The following is a 17,655-nucleotide window of genomic DNA, read 5'->3' as shown; positions in this document are numbered from 1 at the left end:
CCGCTGCGCGGCTCGTGCCGCCCCGCGGGGACGCCCACGCCGCTGTCCGCCTCGGCCGCCGCCGCGCCGGACGGGTCGACCGACTCCGTCGGCAGGGGCCGCGAGCCGTCGTCGGAGACGCTCATGCAGCCGCTGACGGAGCCGGCGGATGCCACGACCGCCACCGCGGTGACGGCCCATCGGACAGGGGCGGGCAAATGGCGCACGGGGGCACCTCCAGGCGGGACACGGAGAACACGGGGGACACAGGGTCGTCCTGCCCAACTCCCGTTCACCCACAAGGGACACGCCCGCACGACGGGTCCGTACAGCTCCGTCCGCTCCGCCCGGCGCCGAACGGTCCCATACGGCCCGAACCGTCCGGCACGTCCCACTTCCCGTCAGCCGTACCCCAGTTCGTGCAGCCGCCCGTCGTCGATGCCGAAGTGGTGGGCGATCTCGTGCACGACGGTGACCTCGGTCTCGGCGACGACGTCCTCGCGGGACTCGCACATCCGCAGCGTCGGCCCCCGGTAGATGGTGATCCGGTCGGGCAGCACGCCCGCGTACCACTCCCCGCGGTCGGTCAGCGGAGTCCCCTCGTACAGGCCGAGGAGGTCGGGGTCGTCCGCAGACGGCTCGTCCTCCACGAACACGGCGACGTTGTCCATCAGCCGTGTCAGCTCCGGCGGGATCCGGTCGAGCGCCTCGGCGACCAGTTCCTCGAACTCCTCGCGCGTCATCTCCAGCACTCCGCCATTGTCGTGGATGACACGGCCGTACGGGCATAGCCCCGCACCGGTACGGGCATACGGCCCCAATGGCCCGACCCGTCGTCCGTGCCACATACGCCCGGATCGTCCACGCCCTGCGCGGCACCGCGCACCGCGTACGGCCCCGGAAGCGGCCCCTTCGGCGGCCACGGCCCGCCCCGTACGCGGCCGTGCCCGGCGGCGGCGGGCTCATGGCCGCCCCGCACCCGGTCGCCCGCGCCCTCGGCCTGATCGCGGTGGTGCTGGTCGGGGCGTGGCTCGGCCTGCTGGTCGTCGGGAGCGTCCGTACGCCGGTGGGCCCCATGGACACGAGCATGACGCTGCGCCCGTCCCTCACCGGCGGCACGAAGATCAACGTGTCGCCGCTGGGCGCGCTCGAACTGGACTCGCACGTCGCGCCCATCCGCCTCGACGTGGACGTCGACGAGCTGGACCCGGACCGCTCGCGGGCCCTCGTCGAGCGCCCCGAGCTGATCGCCGGCCTCCAGGAGGAGATCACCCGCGACGTCGAGCGCGGCACCCGCGAACTGGCCGTCCGCTCCTGCGTCGCCGTCGTGTCCGGCGCGACCGCGCTCGGCCTCGCCGTCTACCGCCGCCCGCGCCGCGCCCTCGCGGCCGGCGGCCTGGCGCTGGCGCTGCTGGCCGCGTCCGGCGCGTCCGCATATGCCACGTGGAACCCGAAGTCGGTCCTGGAGCCGCGCTTCTCGGGCCTGCTCACCAGCGCCCCGTCCGTGGTCGGCAACGCGCGCTCGATCGTCACCGAGTTCGACGTGTACCAGAAGGAGCTGGCCCGGCTCGTCACGAACGTGACCAAGCTGTACGACGCGGCATCGACCCTCCCGACGTACCAGCCCGACCCGGAGACGATCCGGGTCCTGCACGTCTCCGACATCCATCTGAACCCGGCCGCGTGGCACATCATCCGCTCGCTCGTGGAGCAGTACGGGATCGACCTGATCATCGACTCGGGCGACACCATGGACCACGGCAGCGCCGCCGAGAACGTCTTCCTCGACCCGATCAGCAACCTGGGCGCCCCGTACCTGTGGGTGCGCGGCAACCACGACTCGGCGGCCACTCAGGAGTACCTGCGGCGCCTGCGGAACGTGCACGTGCTCGACGGCGGGCGCGCGGTCACCGTCGCGGGCGTACGGGTGGCGGGGATCGGCGACCCGCAGTTCACGCCGGACCGGTCGGTGCTGCCGGCCGGCGACGACGCGGAGCGGGAGGCGGGGCGGCGCCTGGCGTACGCGCTGCGGACGCAGGCGCGGGCGGGGGCGCCCGTGGACATCGCGGTCGCCCACAACCCGGTGGCGGCGCACGAGACGGACGGGGCGGTGCCGCTGGTCCTGGCGGGGCACCTCCACCGGCGGGTCAACGAGGTGCTGCCGCTCGGCACCCGTCTGAAGATCGAGGGCTCGACGGGCGGGGGCGGGCTGCGCGCGGTCGAGAAGGAGGAGCCGGAGAAGGTCCACGCGTCGGTCCTGTACCTGGACCGCGACACACGGCGCCTCCAGGCGTGGGACGAGATCACCCTGGGCGGCCTGGGGCTGACCACGGCGGAGGTGTCCCGCCGCGTCCCGGAGGAGCTCCTTCCACCGGCGGAAACGTCCCCGCCCCCCACGGCCCCACCCACGGCCCCGGTGACGTCCCCGGCCCCCACACCGCCCTCGCCCGCGGTCTCCCCTCGACCGTCCCCGTAAACCGTTTTGGCGAACGGTCCCGACATCCCATATGCTTCTCACGTCCCCGACGCGCTGACGAAGCGCCCAGGCGGGCCCTTAGCCCTCATCGTCTAGTGGCCCAGGACGCCGCCCTTTCAAGGCGGTAGCACGGGTTCGAATCCCGTTGGGGGCACGCTTTACCTTGTGCGAGACTTGTTCTCGCATGATGCTTGGTCCTGTGGAGCAGTTTGGAGTGCTCGCCACCCTGTCAAGGTGGAGGCCGCGGGTTCAAATCCCGTCAGGACCGCTGAGGTTTCACGTGAAACCTCGTGGCTGGGTAGCTCAGTTGGTACGAGCGTCCGCCTGAAAAGCGGAAGGTCGCCGGTTCGACCCCGGCCCCAGCCACCGCCCCGAAAGGCCCCGTCCGAGGACGGGGCCTTTCGCCGTTTGCGCCAACCGGTACGCCAACCGGTACGCCAACGGGATCACGACCCACCGTCCCCGCGCCCCCGCCGCCTCGCCCGGGCAAGGCAGGGCAGCGGCGGGGGCGGGCCGGGGTTTCAGGCCTGTTCGCGGCGGCGCCAGCCGCGGACGCCCAGGACCACCGCCGTCACCGCGACGACGCCGAGGAGCAGCAGCCAGTCCGGGACCGCGCCACCCGTGCGCGAGGCCCACTGCTCGGCCTCGTACGCCGCGTCCACCGACAGCAGCCCCGGCAGCGCCGTCGTCCCGTCGAAGGCCAGGAACAGCGTGCCCAGCAGCACGAAGAAGCCGCCCGACACCAGCGACGTGGTGTGCAGCTCCAGCCGCCCGAGCCGCACCGCCCGCCCGCGCAGCCAGCCGCGCCGCCCCAGGTCGTACCGCTCCCACAGCGCCGCCAGCAGGAACAGCGGCACCGCCATGCCCAGCGCGTACACCGCCAGCAGCAGCCCCCCGTACACGGCGCTGCCGCCCAGCGCGGCCACCGTCAGGACGCTGCCGAGGATCGGGCCCGCGCAGAACCCCGCCAGGCCGTACACCAGACCCAGCGCGTACACCGACAGCGCCGTCGTCGGGCGGATCCGGCCGCTCGCCTCCGCGATCCGCCGCGACGCGAACCCGAGCCCGAGGATCTGCGCCACGCCCAGCGCGACGATCAGCCAGCCGCCCACGGCGACCAGCAGCTCCCGGTGGCCGTAGAAGAACCGCCCGGCCAGCGAGCCCGCAGCGCCCAGCGGTACGAGGGTCGTCGCCAGGCCCGCGTAGAAGATCCCCGTACGGGCCAGCAGCCGCGCCGCGCCGTCCGTCGAGTACGCGAAGAACGCCGGCAGCAGCAGCGCGCTGCACGGGCTGAGCAGCGCCAGCAGACCGCCCAGGAACGCGGCCAGGTAGCCGATGTTCGTCACCGCGCGTCCGCCGCCCGCTTCGCGGCCGCCGCGTCGATCGCGGCCGTGAACGTCTCCAGGGGCTGCGCCCCCGCGATCGGCCGCCCGTTGATCAGGAACGACGGGGTGGACGACGCGCCGAGCCCGTACCCCTCCTGCTGGTCCCGCGACACCGCCTTGCGCGCCGCCTCGCCGTCCAGGTCCCGGGCGAAGCGCGCCACGTCGGGGACGCCCGCCTCACGCGCCAGGGCGGTCAGCCGGTCCTTGCCGAAGCCCTTGTCCTTCGCGCCCTCCGCGTACGCCGCCCGGTGGAACTCCCAGAACCGGCCCTGCTGCCCCGCCGCCCACGCGGCGCGCGCGGCGGCCTCCGACTCCTCGCCGAAGATCGGGAAGTTCCGCCACTCGATCCGCAGGGTGCCCTTCTCGACGTACTTCTTCACCAGCTCCGGCTCGGTGTCGCGGGCGAACTTCCCGCAGTAGCCGCACTTGAAGTCGGCGTACTCGATCAGGACGACGGGCGCGTCCGCACGCCCCATCGCGAGCCCGTCCTTCGCGTCGCGGCGCGCGAGCTTCTCCAGCTCCGGATAGACCCCGGCCTCCGACGCCTCCGGAGCCGCCGGCGCCGACGCCGAGGGGCCGTCCGCGGCCGACGACGTGGACGACTCCGCGCGACCCTCCGGCTTGGTCGCCGTGTACGAGGCGAAGGCGAGCAGCGCGGCCGCCGCCGCGACCCCCGCACCGATGGCGTACGGCTTGAACTTGGGCATGACGAATTCTCCTGAGCGTGGTGAGAGAGAAGGAAGAGGGAGAGGGAGAGGCCGGCGCGCGGTCTCGCGCCGGCTACACGCGCAGGATCGACAGGTCCATCGGGGACGGTGGTACGAGGGCGGGCGGCGCCCGTTCGGGCCTGATGTCCGGCAGCGCGCCGGGCCCGCAGCCCGCGCCGCCGCCCGTGGCGCGCAGCCCGTACAGCGCGGGCAGCAGCTCGTACAGCGAGAAGCCGCCCCGCGGCGGCGTACCCGGGCTCATCCCCGGCTCGTCGGACGGCGAGCCGTCCCCGCACCCGGGCACCGGGCCCGCGTCGTCCAGTACGGCGACCGTGCCGGGGACCGAGGCCGCCGACACGTAAGCGCCCGCCGAGGCGGCGGCACCTGCGACCGCCGGAGCCGCGGCGTCCGCGGCCGGGGCCACCAGCATCAGCCGCCCGCACACCCCCAGCACCAGCGCCAGCAGCGCCACGGCCGGCCCGCCGGCCGCCACGCGGCACCACCGGGCGGAGGTACGGGGCATGGGCGGGGAACCTTCCTGGTCACCGTGGTCGTCGGCTCGCCGGAAATGGTACGGGTAAATGGGTTCGCCACTCCCGAGCCACGGGTGAGATCCTGGGTCACGGTATGTCTACTTCCTTCGCCGACCTCCAGACCCTGCTGACCGAGGTCTCGCTGCGCGACGCCCACCGCCTCGGCCGCCGTCTCGAAGGCGTCCGCCGCATCCGCAAGCCCGAGGCCAGGCAGGCCGTCCTGGACGAGATCGCCGCCGAGGCGGCGAAGGCAGCCTCCCGCACCGCCACGCGGGCCGCCCGCGTGCCCGAGATCACGTACCCGGAACAGCTCCCCGTCAGCCAGAAGAAAGACGCCATCCTGGAGGCGATACGCGACCACCAGGTCGTGATCGTCGCCGGTGAGACGGGCTCCGGCAAGACGACGCAGATCCCCAAGATCTGTATGGAGCTGGGCCGCGGCGTCCGCGGCATGATCGGCCACACGCAGCCCCGCCGGATCGCCGCCCGCACGGTCGCGGAGCGCGTGGCCGAGGAGCTGCGCACCCCCCTCGGCGAGGCCGTCGGCTGGAAGGTCCGGTTCACGGACCAGGTCGACCCGGACGCGACGTTCGTGAAGCTGATGACGGACGGCATCCTGCTCGCCGAGATCCAGACGGACCGCGAGCTGCGCGCGTACGACACGATCATCATCGACGAGGCCCACGAGCGGTCCCTCAACATCGACTTCCTGCTCGGCTACCTCGCCCAGCTACTCCCGAAGCGCCCGGACCTCAAGGTCGTCATCACCTCCGCGACGATCGACCCGGAGCGGTTCTCCCGGCACTTCGGCGACGCGCCGATCGTGGAGGTCAGCGGCCGTACGTACCCGGTCGAGGTGCGCTACCGCCCCCTCCTCGAAGAGGATTCCGACGACGCCGACCGCGACCAGGTCACCGCGATCTGCGACGCCGTCGACGAGCTCCAGGCGGAGGGGCCCGGCGACATCCTGGTCTTCCTCTCCGGCGAGCGCGAGATCCGCGACACGGCGGACGCCCTGCTGAAGAAGAAGCTCCGGAACACCGAGGTCCTCCCCCTGTACGCCCGGCTCTCGCACGCCGAGCAGCACCGCGTCTTCCAGCCGCACCCGGGGCGCCGGATCGTCCTCGCCACGAACGTCGCCGAGACGTCCCTGACCGTCCCCGGCATCAAGTACGTCATCGACCCGGGCACCGCCCGGATCTCCCGCTACAGCCACCGCACCAAGGTGCAGCGCCTGCCGATCGAGCCGGTCAGCCAGGCCAGCGCCAACCAGCGCAAGGGCCGTTGCGGCCGCACCAGCGACGGCATCTGCGTCCGCCTCTACTCCGAGGACGACTTCCTCGCCCGCCCGGAGTTCACGGACGCGGAGATCCTCCGGACGAACCTGGCGTCCGTCATCCTCCAGATGACCGCGGCCGGCCTCGGCGACATCGAGAAGTTCCCGTTCATCGACGCGCCCGACCACCGCAACATCCGCGACGGCGTGCAGCTCCTCCAGGAGCTGGGCGCCATCGACCCGGCCCAGAAGGATCCGAAGAAGCGGCTCACGCAGCTCGGCCGCAAGCTGGCCCAGCTCCCCGTCGACCCGCGCCTGGCCCGTATGGTCCTGGAGGCCGACAAGAACGGCTGCGTACGGGAGGTCATGGTCATCGCGGCGGCCCTGTCCATCCAGGACCCGCGCGAGCGGCCCGCCGAGAAGCAGGCGCAGGCGGACCAGCAGCACGCCCGTTTCAAGGACGAGACGTCCGACTTCCTGGCCTTCCTCAACCTCTGGCGGTACGTACGGGAGCAGCAGAAGGCCCTGTCGTCGTCGGCGTTCCGCCGGATGTGCCGCTCCGAGTACCTCAACTATCTGCGCATCCGCGAATGGCAGGACATCTACAGCCAGCTCCGTACGGTCGCCAAGCAGATGGGCATCCATCTGAACGACGAGGACGCGGCGGACCAGCAGATCCACGTCTCGCTCCTCGCGGGCCTCCTCTCCCACGTCGGGATGAAGGACATAAAAGACGGCGCGAAGAACGAGTACCTGGGCGCGCGGAACGCCAAGTTCGCGGTCTTCCCTGGCTCGGCGCTGTTCAAGAAGCCCCCGCGGTTCGTGATGTCGGCGGAGCTGGTCGAGACGTCCCGCCTCTGGGCGCGCGTCAACGCGAAGATCGAACCCGAGTGGATCGAGCCGCTCGCCGGCCACCTGCTGAAGCGCACCTACTCGGAGCCGCACTGGGAGAAGGACCAGGCGGCCGTCATGGCGTACGAGAAGGTGACGCTGTACGGCGTGCCGATCGTCGCCCAGCGCAAGGTCAACTACGGGCGGATCGACCCCGAGATCTCCCGCGAGCTGTTCATCCGCAACGCGCTGGTGGAGGGCGACTGGCGCACGCACCACAAGTTCTTCGCCGACAACCGCCGGCTGCTGACCGAGGTCGAGGAGCTGGAGCACCGGGCGCGGCGCCGCGACATCCTCGTCGACGACGAGACGCTCTTCGACTTCTACGACCAGCGGGTGCCCGAGCACGTGGTGTCGGGCGCGCACTTCGACTCGTGGTGGAAGCACAAGCGGCGCGAGGCGCCCGACCTGCTCGACTTCGAGCGGGAGATGCTCATCAACGAGAAGGCGGGCGCGGTCACCAAGGCCGACTACCCGGACGCGTGGCGGCAGGGCGCGCTCAAGTTCCGGGTGACGTACCAGTTCGAGCCGGGCGCGGACGCGGACGGTGTGACGGTCCACATCCCGCTCCAGGTGCTGAACCAGGTCGTGGACGAGGGCTTCGACTGGCAGATCCCCGGCCTGCGCGAGGACGTCGTGACGGAGCTGGTCCGCTCCCTCCCGAAGCCGATCCGCCGCAACTACGTCCCGGCGCCGAACTTCGCGAAGCGGTTCCTGGAGCAGGCGGCGCCGAGCGCGGAGCCCCTGACGGCCGTGCTGGCCCGCGAGCTGCAGCGCATGGTGGGCGTCCCGGTGACGGGCGACGACTTCGACTGGTCGAAGGTCCCCGACCACCTGAAGGTGACGTTCCGCATCGTCGACGAGCGGCGCCGCAAGCTGGCCGAGGACAAGGACCTGGAGGCACTGAAGCTGAAGCTGCGCCCGAAGGCCCGTCAGGCCCTGTCGAAGGCCGCGGCGGCCGCCACCGCCGGTCCGGCGGGCACGGGCCCGTCCCTGGAGCGCACGGGCCTGACGGACTGGACGATCGGCACGCTCACGCGCGTCTTCGAGACGAAGCGGGCGGGCCAGCCGGTCAAGGCGTATCCGGCGCTCGTCGACCAGGGCGGGACGGTCGCGGTCCGGCTCTTCGACACGGAGGCCGAGCAGACGCGCGCGATGTGGCAGGGCACCCGGAAGCTGATCATGCTGAACATCCCGGTGAATCCCGCGAAGTTCGCGTCGGACCGGCTGACGAACCAGCAGAAGCTCGCCCTGTCCCGCAATCCGCACGGCTCGGTGCAGGCCCTGTTCGATGACTGCGCGACGGCGGCCGCGGACCGGCTGATCGCCGACCACGGCGGGCCCGCGTGGGACGAGGAGTCGTACCGCAAGCTGTACGACAACGTCCGCACCGAGCTGGTCGAGCTGACGATCCGTACGGTCGACCAGGTCCAGCAGATCCTGGCCGCCTGGCAGGCCTGCGAGCGCCGCCTGAAGGCCACGAACAGCCTGGCGCTGCTGAACAACGTCCAGGACGTGAAGGACCAGCTGGCGCGGCTCGTGCCGGCCGGCTTCGTGACGTCCACGGGCCTGCGCCGGCTGCCGGACCTGATGCGCTACCTGGTGGCGGTGGACCGCCGGCTCCAGCAGATGCCGACGTCCGTGCAGCGCGACACCACGCGCATGGAGAAGGTCCACGAGATGCAGGACGAGTACGCGTGGCTGCTCGAACAGCTCCCCAAGGGCCGCCCGGTCCCGCAGGAGGTGCGGGACATCCGCTGGATGATCGAGGAGCTGCGCGTCAGCTACTTCGCGCACGCGCTGGGCACGGCGTACCCGGTGTCGGACAAGCGGATCGTGAAGGCCATCGACGCGGCCGCACCGTGACGGGTGCGGTGACGGTGCGGTCGCCATGAGTGAGTTCGACCGCACGCTCTGACCTGCTGTACAGTCTTCCTCGCAGCCAAGAACAACGGGCTGCGAAACCTGGTCCTGTGGAGCAGTTTGGAGTGCTCGCCACCCTGTCAAGGTGGAGGCCGCGGGTTCAAATCCCGTCAGGACCGCAGTAGACACGAGGGGCCCGCACTACTAATGCGGGCCCTTTCGTCGTATCTGGTGACTCCGCGGCGCCCGAGGCCGCGCCCTGCGGCGGAGCCGCGAATCGATACAGCAAATCCCGTCAGGACCGCAGTAGATACGAAGGGCCCGCACCGATGGTGCGGGCCCTTCGTCGTATCCGGTGACCCCGCAGCGCCCGAGGCCGCGCCCTGCGGCGGAGCCTCCGGTCGGCCCGGTCGGCCGGCCCCCGGGTTACCGCCGGGTGTCCTCCGGGCGTCTTGACGGGGGCGTCGGGCCCGAGTACCCATCAAGCAGGGCACCGGCGCCCTTCACTGGAGGTGACGCGCATGGCGGCAGCCACGGCCAGGCACGAGACCCGAGCGCTTCTGCGCGCCCATCTGGCGGCCGCCTCCGGCTACCGCCACCTCACCCGCCACTGCGCCGTCTGCCACCGCCTCAAGAAGCTCGCGGAGCTGTCCGTCGAGCTGCCTCCGCCGACCCTCCCGCACCCCGCGGACGAGCGGCCCACCACCCTCTGACCCACGGCCCGTTGAGGCTCTCCAGGACCCCGCGCAGGGGCGTTGGCAACCCTCTGACACTGTGACGGGAGTCACGGAACCTTTTTTAGAAACCGCTTAACTTACTCCCTCCCTACAACGGGCGAATTTAATACGTGCAATTGCACTCCCCTCCGACCGACCCCCTCCCGACCCCCTCCCGGCCGGACCGGGCCTCCCCCGGCCCCCTCCACACCGCCCGCAGGGCACAAAAAAGATCGCGCTGGACCCGGCGGAGTCCAGCGCGATCGGATGACATGGGCCCGTTGGGGCGGGCTCGCGTCGGCGGAGCTGGTGGAGCTAGGGGTGGGCGACCCGGGTTGGGGGACCCGGACATGCCCGGCGAAGCAGGGGTGTTCAGGCCTCGCTGCGCTGCTGCGGAATACCCGCCAGCAGGGCACGGACCTCCGCCTCACGGTACCGGCGGTGTCCACCCAGCGTGCGGATGGACGTGAGCTTGCCGGCCTTGGCCCAGCGGGTCACCGTCTTCGGGTCCACGCGGAACATCGTGGCGACCTCGGCGGGGGTCAGCAGCGGCTCGGCATCAGGGGTGCGAGCGGTCATGAGCGGCCTCCTCGGGAGAACCGAACCTTCTCGGTTCTTTCCTCTAAATTCTGCACCTTGACCCGCGTTGCCCGAAATGGCAGACGCGGGCCGAGTCGGTTATAGGACGAACGGCTTGTCCTCGGCACTACAACTACACCATCTGTCCAGCCACGTTCGGCCAAACCGATGGAATTGCCCTCTCAGGTGTCCATCAGCGGCGGAAGCCGATGGACCATGCCATAGCGGACAGTCACGTCACAGTGACGATCAGTCACAGAGCGATCAGGAGCCACCAGACCCCCCATAGCGTGCAATGCTGAGCCTTCCGCCCATACTTGGACGGAAGGAGCCCTCCCCGGGCTCCTTGTCCTATTTTGGCACGAGGTTAGGCGATGGACGCAAGGGGCCGGGTTAGTGCGATCCATCACCCTTGAGGCAAAGGTCCGGTATCGCGTCTCAGTTGGCGAACTGCAGATGCTGCACCGCGCGCCACCGCACCGCAAGCCGCTCGTACGCCGCTCCCGCGCCCGCGCCGTCCCCGGAACGCAGCGCGGCGATGCCCTCCGTGACGTCCGCCACCGACCGGTCCCCGGCGAGCTGCTCACCGGACAGGGCGTGCACCAGGCCGCCGTAGTCCAGCTCGACCAGCGAACGCGGATGGAACTCCTCCAGCCACCGTCCCACGTCTACCAGGCCCTCGGTGAGCGGCCCGTCGTCCGTCGACTCGCGCAGCGTCTTCAGCGACCGCGCCACGCGCCGCCTGGCCTGCACCATGGGCGTCCGGTACCGCAACACCGGCGGCACACCCCCGCCGACGGCACCCCCGTCACCCGCACCGCCGTCACCCGCACCCGCGCCGCCGGCGCCCGTGCCGTTCCCGGGGTCGTACTCGCGCTCCTCGTCCGCGAAGAGGACGAACCAGCGCACCGGCACCTGCCACACCGCGCTCCTGATCCACGGCCGCGCGTCCGGGTTCCGCTCCCGCCAGCGCTCGTGGTCCGCCGCCGCCTGCCCCCGCACCACCGGCGGCAGCGCCGCGTCGAGCACCGGCGGCGGCAGCAGCTCCGGCAGCTCCTCCAGGGCCAGCCACCCGCGCAGCCGGGTCCGCCACGGGCAGACGACGATCACGCCGTCCGCCTCCGCCACGAACGCGTCGCCGCTCTCGTGCACCGGGACGCCCACCGGGGGCGTCGGCAGCAGGTCGGCCAGCGAGCGCCGCAGCTCGTCCTGCGCCGTCGGGGTCTCCCCGCGCAGCGCGGCCCGCGCGTAGCGGGCCCAGTGGCCCCGCTCGGGCTCGGGGAAGGCGGCCAGAGGCTCGTACACGCGCAGGTAGGAGGCGTAGGGGACGAGGACCGACGACACGACCGGCATGCCGGAATCCTTCCACGTCCGCGACCCGCCGTACTCCGGGAGAGGGTGATCCTGCGCACTGCGTCGGATCTACGCCCAGGTAGGACTTACTCTCTTGCCGAACAGGTCCCTCCCCACCCGCAGGAGGGCCTCTATCGCCGCTTCGTACTTGGGAGTCACCACCGTGACCGATGTGACCGACGGCGTCCTGCACACCCTGTTCCACTCGGAGCAGGGCGGCCACGAGCAAGTCGTGCTGTGCCAGGACCGCGCCTCCGGCCTGAAGGCCGTCATCGCCATCCACTCGACCGCCCTGGGCCCCGCCCTCGGCGGCACCCGCTTCTACCCGTACGCCTCCGAGGAAGACGCCGTCCGTGACGCGCTGAACCTGTCCCGGGGGATGTCGTACAAGAACGCCCTGGCCGGCCTGGAGCACGGCGGCGGCAAGGCCGTGATCATCGGTGACCCGGAGCAGATCAAGAGCGACGAGCTGCTGCTGGCCTACGGCCGCTTCGTGGCCTCGCTCGGCGGCCGCTACGTGACCGCCTGCGACGTCGGCACGTATGTCGCGGACATGGACGTCGTCGCCCGCGAGTGCCGCTGGACGACCGGCCGCTCCCCCGAGAACGGCGGTGCGGGCGACTCGTCGGTCCTCACCGCGTTCGGTGTCTTCCAGGGCATGCGCGCCTCCGCCCAGCACACGTGGGGCGACCCGACGCTGCGCGGCCGCAAGGTCGGCGTGGCGGGCGTCGGCAAGGTCGGCCACTACCTCGTCGAGCACCTGGTGCAGGACGGCGCCGAGGTCGTCGTCACGGACGTACGGGAGGAGTCGGTGCGCCGGATCACCGACAGGTTCCCGCAGGTCACCGTGGCCGCCGACACGGACGCGCTGATCCGCACCGAGGGGCTCGACATCTACGCCCCCTGCGCGCTCGGCGGCGCGCTCGACGACCACACGGTGCCCGTCCTGACGGCGAGGATCGTGTGCGGCGCGGCCAACAACCAGCTCGCGCACCCGGGTGTCGAGAAGGACCTCGCGGACCGCGGGATCCTCTACGCGCCGGACTACGTCGTCAACGCGGGCGGCGTGATCCAGGTCGCCGACGAGCTGCACGGCTTCGACTTCGACCGGTGCAAGGCGAAGGCCACGAAGATCTTCGACACCACGCTGGAAATATTCGCACGTGCGAAGTCCGACGGTATCCCGCCGGCCGCGGCCGCCGACCGGATCGCCGAGCAGCGCATGGCCGAGGCCCGCCGGAAGTAACCGCGGCGGACCGCCACAAGCGGTCACTGCGGATACTCTCGGCCACGAAAGGCCACGGACAGTACGCCCGCCGGGCGCGCGCTCTTGACAGGGGCGCCCGGCGGGCGGCAGCGTGCGTCCGCGTCGGTACCTTTTCGGGCGGCTCTCGGGATTCGTGCGTTCGCACAGACATGCGTTCGCTGTCAGAGAGAGAAGACTCACGCCGGTCTGCGGGTCGACCTCAAGAAGAGGTTAAAATCGCAGCTGACCAGCGAGGACGGGGCTCCTCGCAGGTTCGGCTCCGAGGCGTGTCATGCGGGCGGCGTACCGTATGGCCGCGGAAGCAGGTACCGTTGAAGCCCTACGGGCCGGTCTCTCCACGGGGAGTCCGTCCCGAATCATGAACGCGTGTCAAGACTCTGGGGCCGTCGAGCCCCGTCACCGAGGGGGTCGAGCCATGGGGCGCGGCCGGGCCAAGGCCAAGCAGACGAAGGTCGCCCGCCAGCTGAAGTACAACAGCGGTGGGACGGATCTCGCACGCCTGGCCGAAGAGCTGGGCGCATCGACTTCGAGTCAGCCTCCGAACGGGGAACCGTTCGAGGACGACGACGAGGAAGACGACCCGTACGCTCACTACGCGGAGCTGTACAACGACGATGACGACGACGAAGAGTCGGGCTCGTCATCGCAGCGTCGCGGCGCTTGACGCCTGCACTCTTACGAACCGGTCCGGGGCCCTGCCCCGGACCGGTTTCTGTGCTGCCCGGCCGGGGCACCGGCCTGGACTCCGGCCCGGGCTCCGGCCTGGCCGGCGGGCTCAGCTCGCGTAGTCGGACACCATTTCCGCACCGGTGGCACGGTCGCCGCGCTCGGTGATCTCGCCCGCGACCCAGGCGTCGACGCCCCGGTCGGCGAGCGTGGTCAGCGCCACGTCGACGGACTCGGCCGGTACGACGGCCATCATGCCGACGCCCATGTTCAGGGTCTTCTCCAGCTCCAGCCGCTCGACCCGACCGGCCGTGCCGACCAGGTCGAAGATCGCACCCGGCGCCCAGGTCGACCGGTCGACCACGGCGTGCAGCCCGTCCGGGACGACCCGCGCCAGGTTGGCCGCGAGGCCGCCGCCGGTGATGTGGCTGAACGCGTGCACCTCGGTCGTCCGGGTGAGCGCCAGACAGTCCAGCGAGTAGATCTTGGTGGGCTCCAGCAGCTCCTCGCCGAGGGTCCGGCCGAGCTCGTCGACCCGCTGGTCGAGCTCCATGCCCGCGCGGTCGAACAGCACGTGGCGGACGAGCGAGTACCCGTTGGAGTGAAGGCCCGAGGACGCCATGGCGATGACGGCGTCCCCCGTACGGATGCGATCGGCGCCCAGCAGCCGGTCCGCCTCGACGACACCGGTGCCGGCACCGGCCACGTCGAAGTCCTCGGGGCCGAGGAGGCCCGGGTGCTCGGCGGTCTCGCCGCCGATCAGCGCGCAGCCGGCCAGGACACAGCCTTCGGCGATGCCCTTCACGATGCCGGCGACTCGCTCCGGGTGGACCTTGCCGACGCAGATGTAGTCGGTCATGAACAGCGGCTCGGCGCCGCACACGACGATGTCGTCCATGACCATCGCGACCAGGTCGTGGCCGATCGTGTCGTACACGCCCATCCGGCGGGCGATGTCGACCTTCGTACCGACACCGTCGGTGGCGGAGGCGAGCAGGGGCCGCTCGTAGCGCTTGAGGGCGGAGACGTCGAAGAGGCCGGCGAAGCCGCCGATGCCGCCGAGCACCTCGGGGCGACGGGTCTTCCTCACCCACTCCTTCATCAGCTCGACGGCGCGGTCACCCGCCTCGATGTCGACGCCCGCGGCGGCGTAGCTGGCGCCGCCCTCGGCACTTGCAGACTGAGACATGGGTTCAGAGCTTTCGTGTCGTACCGCTGGATGTGCTGCGGGATGGGCTGACGGGGGCTGACAGGGGATGACGGGGCTTGCGGGAAGGGGGAGGGAGAAGGGGCGCGGCGGCCGCTACGGGCGGCGCAGCGCGTCGACGGCGGCCGTGGCGGCGGGGCCGGCGGCCAGCTCGTTCTCCAGGAGCTGCTTGCCGAGCAGCTCGGGGTCGGGGAGGTCCATCGGGTACTCGCCGTCGAAGCAGGCCCGGCACAGGTTCGGCTTGGCGATGGTGGTCGCCTCGATCATGCCGTCGAGCGAGATGTACGCGAGGGAGTCCGCGCCCAGCGACGTGCCGATCTCCTCGACCGACATGCCGTTGGCGATGAGCTCGGCGCGGGTGGCGAAGTCGATGCCGAAGAAGCAGGGCCACTTCACCGGCGGGGACGAGATCCGGATGTGGACCTCGGCGGCGCCCGCCTCGCGGAGCATCCGGACGAGGGCGCGCTGGGTGTTGCCGCGGACGATCGAGTCGTCGACCACGACCAGGCGCTTGCCCTTGATGACTTCCTTGAGCGGGTTCAGCTTCAGGCGGATGCCGAGCTGGCGGATGGTCTGGGACGGCTGGATGAACGTCCGGCCGACGTACGCGTTCTTGACGAGACCGGCGCCGAAGGGGATGCCGCTGGCTTCGGCGTACCCGATCGCGGCGGGGGTGCCGGACTCCGGCGTCGCTATGACGAGGTCGGCGTCGGCCGGGGCCTCCTTGGCGAGTTTCCGCCCCATCTCCACGCGGGAGAGGTACACGTTCCGGCCGGCGATGTCGGTGTCGGGACGCGCCAGATAGACGTACTCGAAGACACAGCCCTTGGGCTTCGCATCCGCGAATCGGGAGGTGCGGAGGCCGTTCTCGTCGATGGCGATGAGCTCGCCGGGCTCGATCTCGCGGACGTAGCTGGCGCCGCAGATGTCGAGGGCCGCGGACTCGGAGGCGACCACCCAGCCGCGCTCCAGGCGGCCGAGGACCAGCGGGCGGATGCCCTGCGGGTCGCGGGCGGCGTACAGCGTGTGCTCGTCCATGAAGACGAGCGAGAAGGCGCCCTTGACGGAGGGCAGGACCGCGGCGGCCGCCTGCTCGATCGTCAGCGGCTTGCCGTCGGCGTCGACCTGGCCGGCGAGCAGCGCGGTGACGAGGTCGGTGTCGTTGGTCGCGGCCACCTGCGTGGCGCGGCCGTTCTCCTTGGGGAGGTCGGCGACCATCTCGGCGAGCTCGGCCGTGTTGACCAGGTTGCCGTTGTGGCCGAGCGCGATCGACCCGTGGGCGGTGGCCCGGAACGTCGGCTGGGCGTTCTCCCAGACGGAGGCCCCGGTGGTCGAGTAGCGGGCGTGACCGACCGCGATATGACCCTGGAGGGAGCTGAGGGAGGTCTCGTCGAAGACCTGGGAGACCAGGCCCATGTCCTTGAAGACGAGGATCTGGGAGCCGTTGCTGACCGCGATTCCCGCGGATTCCTGGCCCCGATGCTGGAGGGCGTAGAGCCCGAAGTACGTGAGCTTTGCGACCTCTTCACCCGGGGCCCAGACACCGAAGACGCCGCAAGCGTCCTGGGGGCCCTTCTCGCCGGGAAGCAGATCGTGATTGAGTCGACCGTCACCACGTGGCACGCCACCGAGTGTAGGCGAGATCGACCACTGGTCCGAATTGGGGATACGGCCCCGCGACCGGCCGCGACCGGCCGCGACGGGCCTCCGGACGGGCACGCTCCGCTGACCAGGGGGCCTTTCCGGTCCCCCGGCCGCCGCCCCCGGGGCGCCCGCGGTGTGACGGACCTCGCACCCGCGGGGCGGCCGGATCGGGCGGTTACCGAGCGGTATCGGACGGCGGGGTAGCGGGCGGTGCCGTGGTGAACGGTGCCGTGGTGGACGGCGCGGTGTCGGGTCGGCCGGCGCGGGCGGCGAAGCCGGTGCCGTCGGGTGCGGTGAGCGTGAGGGTGCGGTGGTCGATCCGGTACGTCACGGTGCCGCCGCGCAGCGTCCGCAGCAGTCTCTGCTCCAGCTCGCCGGCGGGCCCGGTGCAGAGCCTGCGGGTGGTGGCGATCCGGCCGAACGTGAGCGTGCCGTCCTTGTCGGTGACGGTGCTGGTGAAGCTGTTGCAGCCGAGGTTGCCGCGTACGGAGCCGTCGGCGGCGATCGTCAGGTGCGCCGTGCCCGCGGTGCCTTCGGGCAGGGAGCTCGCGGCGTCCATGGCGATCAGCGAGTCGACGGTCCAGGTGGTGCCGGTCAGCGGGGCCTCGGCCTCCTCGCGGAGGGTGATGCGGTCGCCCGCAGCGTTGGTGAGGGTCAGCCGCTCGTCGGCCAGCCGGGCGCGCAGTTCGCCGGTGAAGGTCTTCCGGAACGTGTCCTCGAAGCTCTGGACGGGCTCGTCGCAGGCCATCTCGGTCATGGAGACGGTCCCGACGGTGACGGTCTCGCCCTCGACGGTGGCGGCGGCCGTGAAGTGGTTGCAGCCGAAGTTGCCCTTCGCCTGGTTGTTCCCGGTGAACTCGACGTAGGCGGCGGTGGGGGCGGGGGCGGCGGTCCGCTCGCCGTCGACGGTGAGGCTGTCGACGGTCCAGTGGACGCCGGTGACCGGGACGGCGGCGGGGTCGGAGCCCGGTCCCGTGCCCGTGCCCGCGCCCATGTCCCCGGCACCGGAGCCGCCGCACCCGGTGAGGACGAGCAGCGCGGCCAGGGCGGCGGCCGCGGTGAGGGGCTGCTTCTTCGTGTTCGGCATGCCGCTGTGACGAAGCTGCGCACGCA

14 protein-coding genes, 4 tRNA genes and 1 pseudogene are annotated in these 17,655 nt (G+C 71.4%); 9 read left to right on the top strand and 10 right to left on the bottom strand.

Annotation, left to right across the window (positions count from 1 at the left end; all coding sequences use genetic code 11):
* A pseudogene (locus HTZ82_RS27745) lies at window positions 1-206 on the bottom strand (hypothetical protein); the annotation flags it as partial.
* A 174-nt stretch (window positions 207-380) separates the two neighbouring features.
* Window positions 381-731 carry a metallopeptidase family protein gene (locus HTZ82_RS27740; protein WP_309235722.1) on the bottom strand — a complete coding sequence of 117 codons (351 nt, stop codon included), beginning with the start codon at window positions 729-731 and terminating at the stop codon, window positions 381-383.
* A 68-nt stretch (window positions 732-799) separates the two neighbouring features.
* Between HTZ82_RS27740 and HTZ82_RS27735 the strand changes: the two genes are divergently transcribed.
* The 4 genes from HTZ82_RS27735 to HTZ82_RS27720 all read left to right on the top strand — a co-directional run bounded on the left by HTZ82_RS27735 (window position 800) and on the right by HTZ82_RS27720 (window position 2,821).
* Window positions 800-2,455 carry a metallophosphoesterase gene (locus tag HTZ82_RS27735; RefSeq protein WP_175412123.1) on the top strand — a complete coding sequence of 552 codons (1,656 nt, stop codon included), beginning with the start codon at window positions 800-802 and terminating at the stop codon, window positions 2,453-2,455.
* Between the two features lie 81 nt (window positions 2,456-2,536).
* A tRNA-Glu gene (locus HTZ82_RS27730) sits at window positions 2,537-2,609 on the top strand.
* A 39-nt stretch (window positions 2,610-2,648) separates the two neighbouring features.
* Window positions 2,649-2,723: transfer RNA gene (locus HTZ82_RS27725), tRNA-Asp, on the top strand.
* 24 nt (window positions 2,724-2,747) lie between these two features.
* Window positions 2,748-2,821 (top strand) — tRNA-Phe (locus HTZ82_RS27720).
* A 155-nt stretch (window positions 2,822-2,976) separates the two neighbouring features.
* On the opposite strand, the gene HTZ82_RS27715 is transcribed toward HTZ82_RS27720, so the two are convergent.
* The 3 genes from HTZ82_RS27715 to HTZ82_RS27705 all read right to left on the bottom strand — a co-directional run bounded on the left by HTZ82_RS27715 (window position 2,977) and on the right by HTZ82_RS27705 (window position 5,070).
* The gene (locus HTZ82_RS27715) at window positions 2,977-3,801 is read right to left on the bottom strand and encodes a cytochrome c biogenesis CcdA family protein (RefSeq protein ID WP_175412122.1); all 825 of its coding nucleotides are present in this window, start codon (window positions 3,799-3,801) and stop codon (window positions 2,977-2,979) included.
* Entirely contained in the window at window positions 3,798-4,547 is a 750-nt protein-coding gene (locus HTZ82_RS27710; protein WP_175412121.1) for a DsbA family protein, read from the bottom strand. The genes HTZ82_RS27715 and HTZ82_RS27710 overlap by 4 nt, the downstream gene beginning before the upstream one ends.
* A 73-nt stretch (window positions 4,548-4,620) precedes the next feature.
* Window positions 4,621-5,070, bottom strand: coding sequence for a hypothetical protein (locus HTZ82_RS27705; protein ID WP_175412120.1), 450 nt, complete (start codon window positions 5,068-5,070; stop codon window positions 4,621-4,623).
* A gap of 104 nt (window positions 5,071-5,174) precedes the next feature.
* Between HTZ82_RS27705 and hrpA the strand changes: the two genes are divergently transcribed.
* The 3 genes from hrpA (at window position 5,175) to HTZ82_RS32810 (ending at window position 9,823) form a co-directional block, all read left to right on the top strand.
* Complete coding sequence (gene hrpA / locus HTZ82_RS27700) at window positions 5,175-9,113, top strand: ATP-dependent RNA helicase HrpA (protein WP_175412119.1); 3,939 nt, start codon at window positions 5,175-5,177, stop codon at window positions 9,111-9,113.
* 101 nt (window positions 9,114-9,214) lie between these two features.
* A tRNA-Asp gene (locus HTZ82_RS27695) sits at window positions 9,215-9,289 on the top strand.
* 342 nt (window positions 9,290-9,631) lie between these two features.
* Window positions 9,632-9,823, top strand: a complete 192-nt coding sequence (locus HTZ82_RS32810) for a DUF6274 family protein (protein WP_175412118.1) — start codon at window positions 9,632-9,634, stop codon at window positions 9,821-9,823.
* 375 nt (window positions 9,824-10,198) lie between these two features.
* On the opposite strand, the gene bldC is transcribed toward HTZ82_RS32810, so the two are convergent.
* Together bldC and HTZ82_RS27680 are read right to left on the bottom strand one after the other, a co-directional pair.
* A complete protein-coding gene (gene bldC / locus HTZ82_RS27685) occupies window positions 10,199-10,405 on the bottom strand; it encodes a developmental transcriptional regulator BldC (protein ID WP_003949541.1) in 207 nt (68 codons plus the stop codon).
* A 438-nt stretch (window positions 10,406-10,843) separates the two neighbouring features.
* Window positions 10,844-11,758, bottom strand: a complete 915-nt coding sequence (locus HTZ82_RS27680) for a hypothetical protein (RefSeq protein WP_175412117.1) — start codon at window positions 11,756-11,758, stop codon at window positions 10,844-10,846.
* 163 nt (window positions 11,759-11,921) lie between these two features.
* Here HTZ82_RS27680 and HTZ82_RS27675 point away from each other — a divergent pair, with 163 nt between their 5' ends.
* Together HTZ82_RS27675 and HTZ82_RS27670 are read left to right on the top strand one after the other, a co-directional pair.
* Window positions 11,922-13,004, top strand: coding sequence for a Glu/Leu/Phe/Val dehydrogenase (locus HTZ82_RS27675; protein WP_175412116.1), 1,083 nt, complete (start codon window positions 11,922-11,924; stop codon window positions 13,002-13,004).
* A gap of 436 nt (window positions 13,005-13,440) precedes the next feature.
* Window positions 13,441-13,689 (top strand): DUF3073 domain-containing protein, encoded by a 249-nt coding sequence (locus HTZ82_RS27670; protein ID WP_175412115.1) that lies wholly within the window; start codon window positions 13,441-13,443, stop codon window positions 13,687-13,689.
* A gap of 111 nt (window positions 13,690-13,800) precedes the next feature.
* On the opposite strand, the gene purM is transcribed toward HTZ82_RS27670, so the two are convergent.
* From purM to HTZ82_RS27655, 3 genes are all read right to left on the bottom strand, one after another.
* On the bottom strand, window positions 13,801-14,880 hold the full coding sequence (gene purM, locus HTZ82_RS27665) for a phosphoribosylformylglycinamidine cyclo-ligase (RefSeq protein ID WP_175412114.1): 1,080 nt from the start codon (window positions 14,878-14,880) through the stop codon (window positions 13,801-13,803).
* A 114-nt stretch (window positions 14,881-14,994) separates the two neighbouring features.
* On the bottom strand, window positions 14,995-16,521 hold the full coding sequence (gene purF / locus HTZ82_RS27660) for an amidophosphoribosyltransferase (protein ID WP_175412113.1): 1,527 nt from the start codon (window positions 16,519-16,521) through the stop codon (window positions 14,995-14,997).
* A gap of 196 nt (window positions 16,522-16,717) precedes the next feature.
* A complete protein-coding gene (locus HTZ82_RS27655) occupies window positions 16,718-17,629 on the bottom strand; it encodes an META domain-containing protein (RefSeq protein ID WP_175412112.1) in 912 nt (303 codons plus the stop codon).
* Window positions 17,630-17,655 lie beyond the last annotated feature (26 nt).

This window comes from Streptomyces sp. TRM64462, assembly GCF_013362995.1.
In the GTDB taxonomy this organism is placed as follows: Bacteria; Actinomycetota; Actinomycetes; order Streptomycetales; family Streptomycetaceae; genus Streptomyces.
The sequence above is the reverse complement of the archived record's forward strand: the minus strand, read 5'-3'. Positions and strand labels throughout refer to the sequence as shown.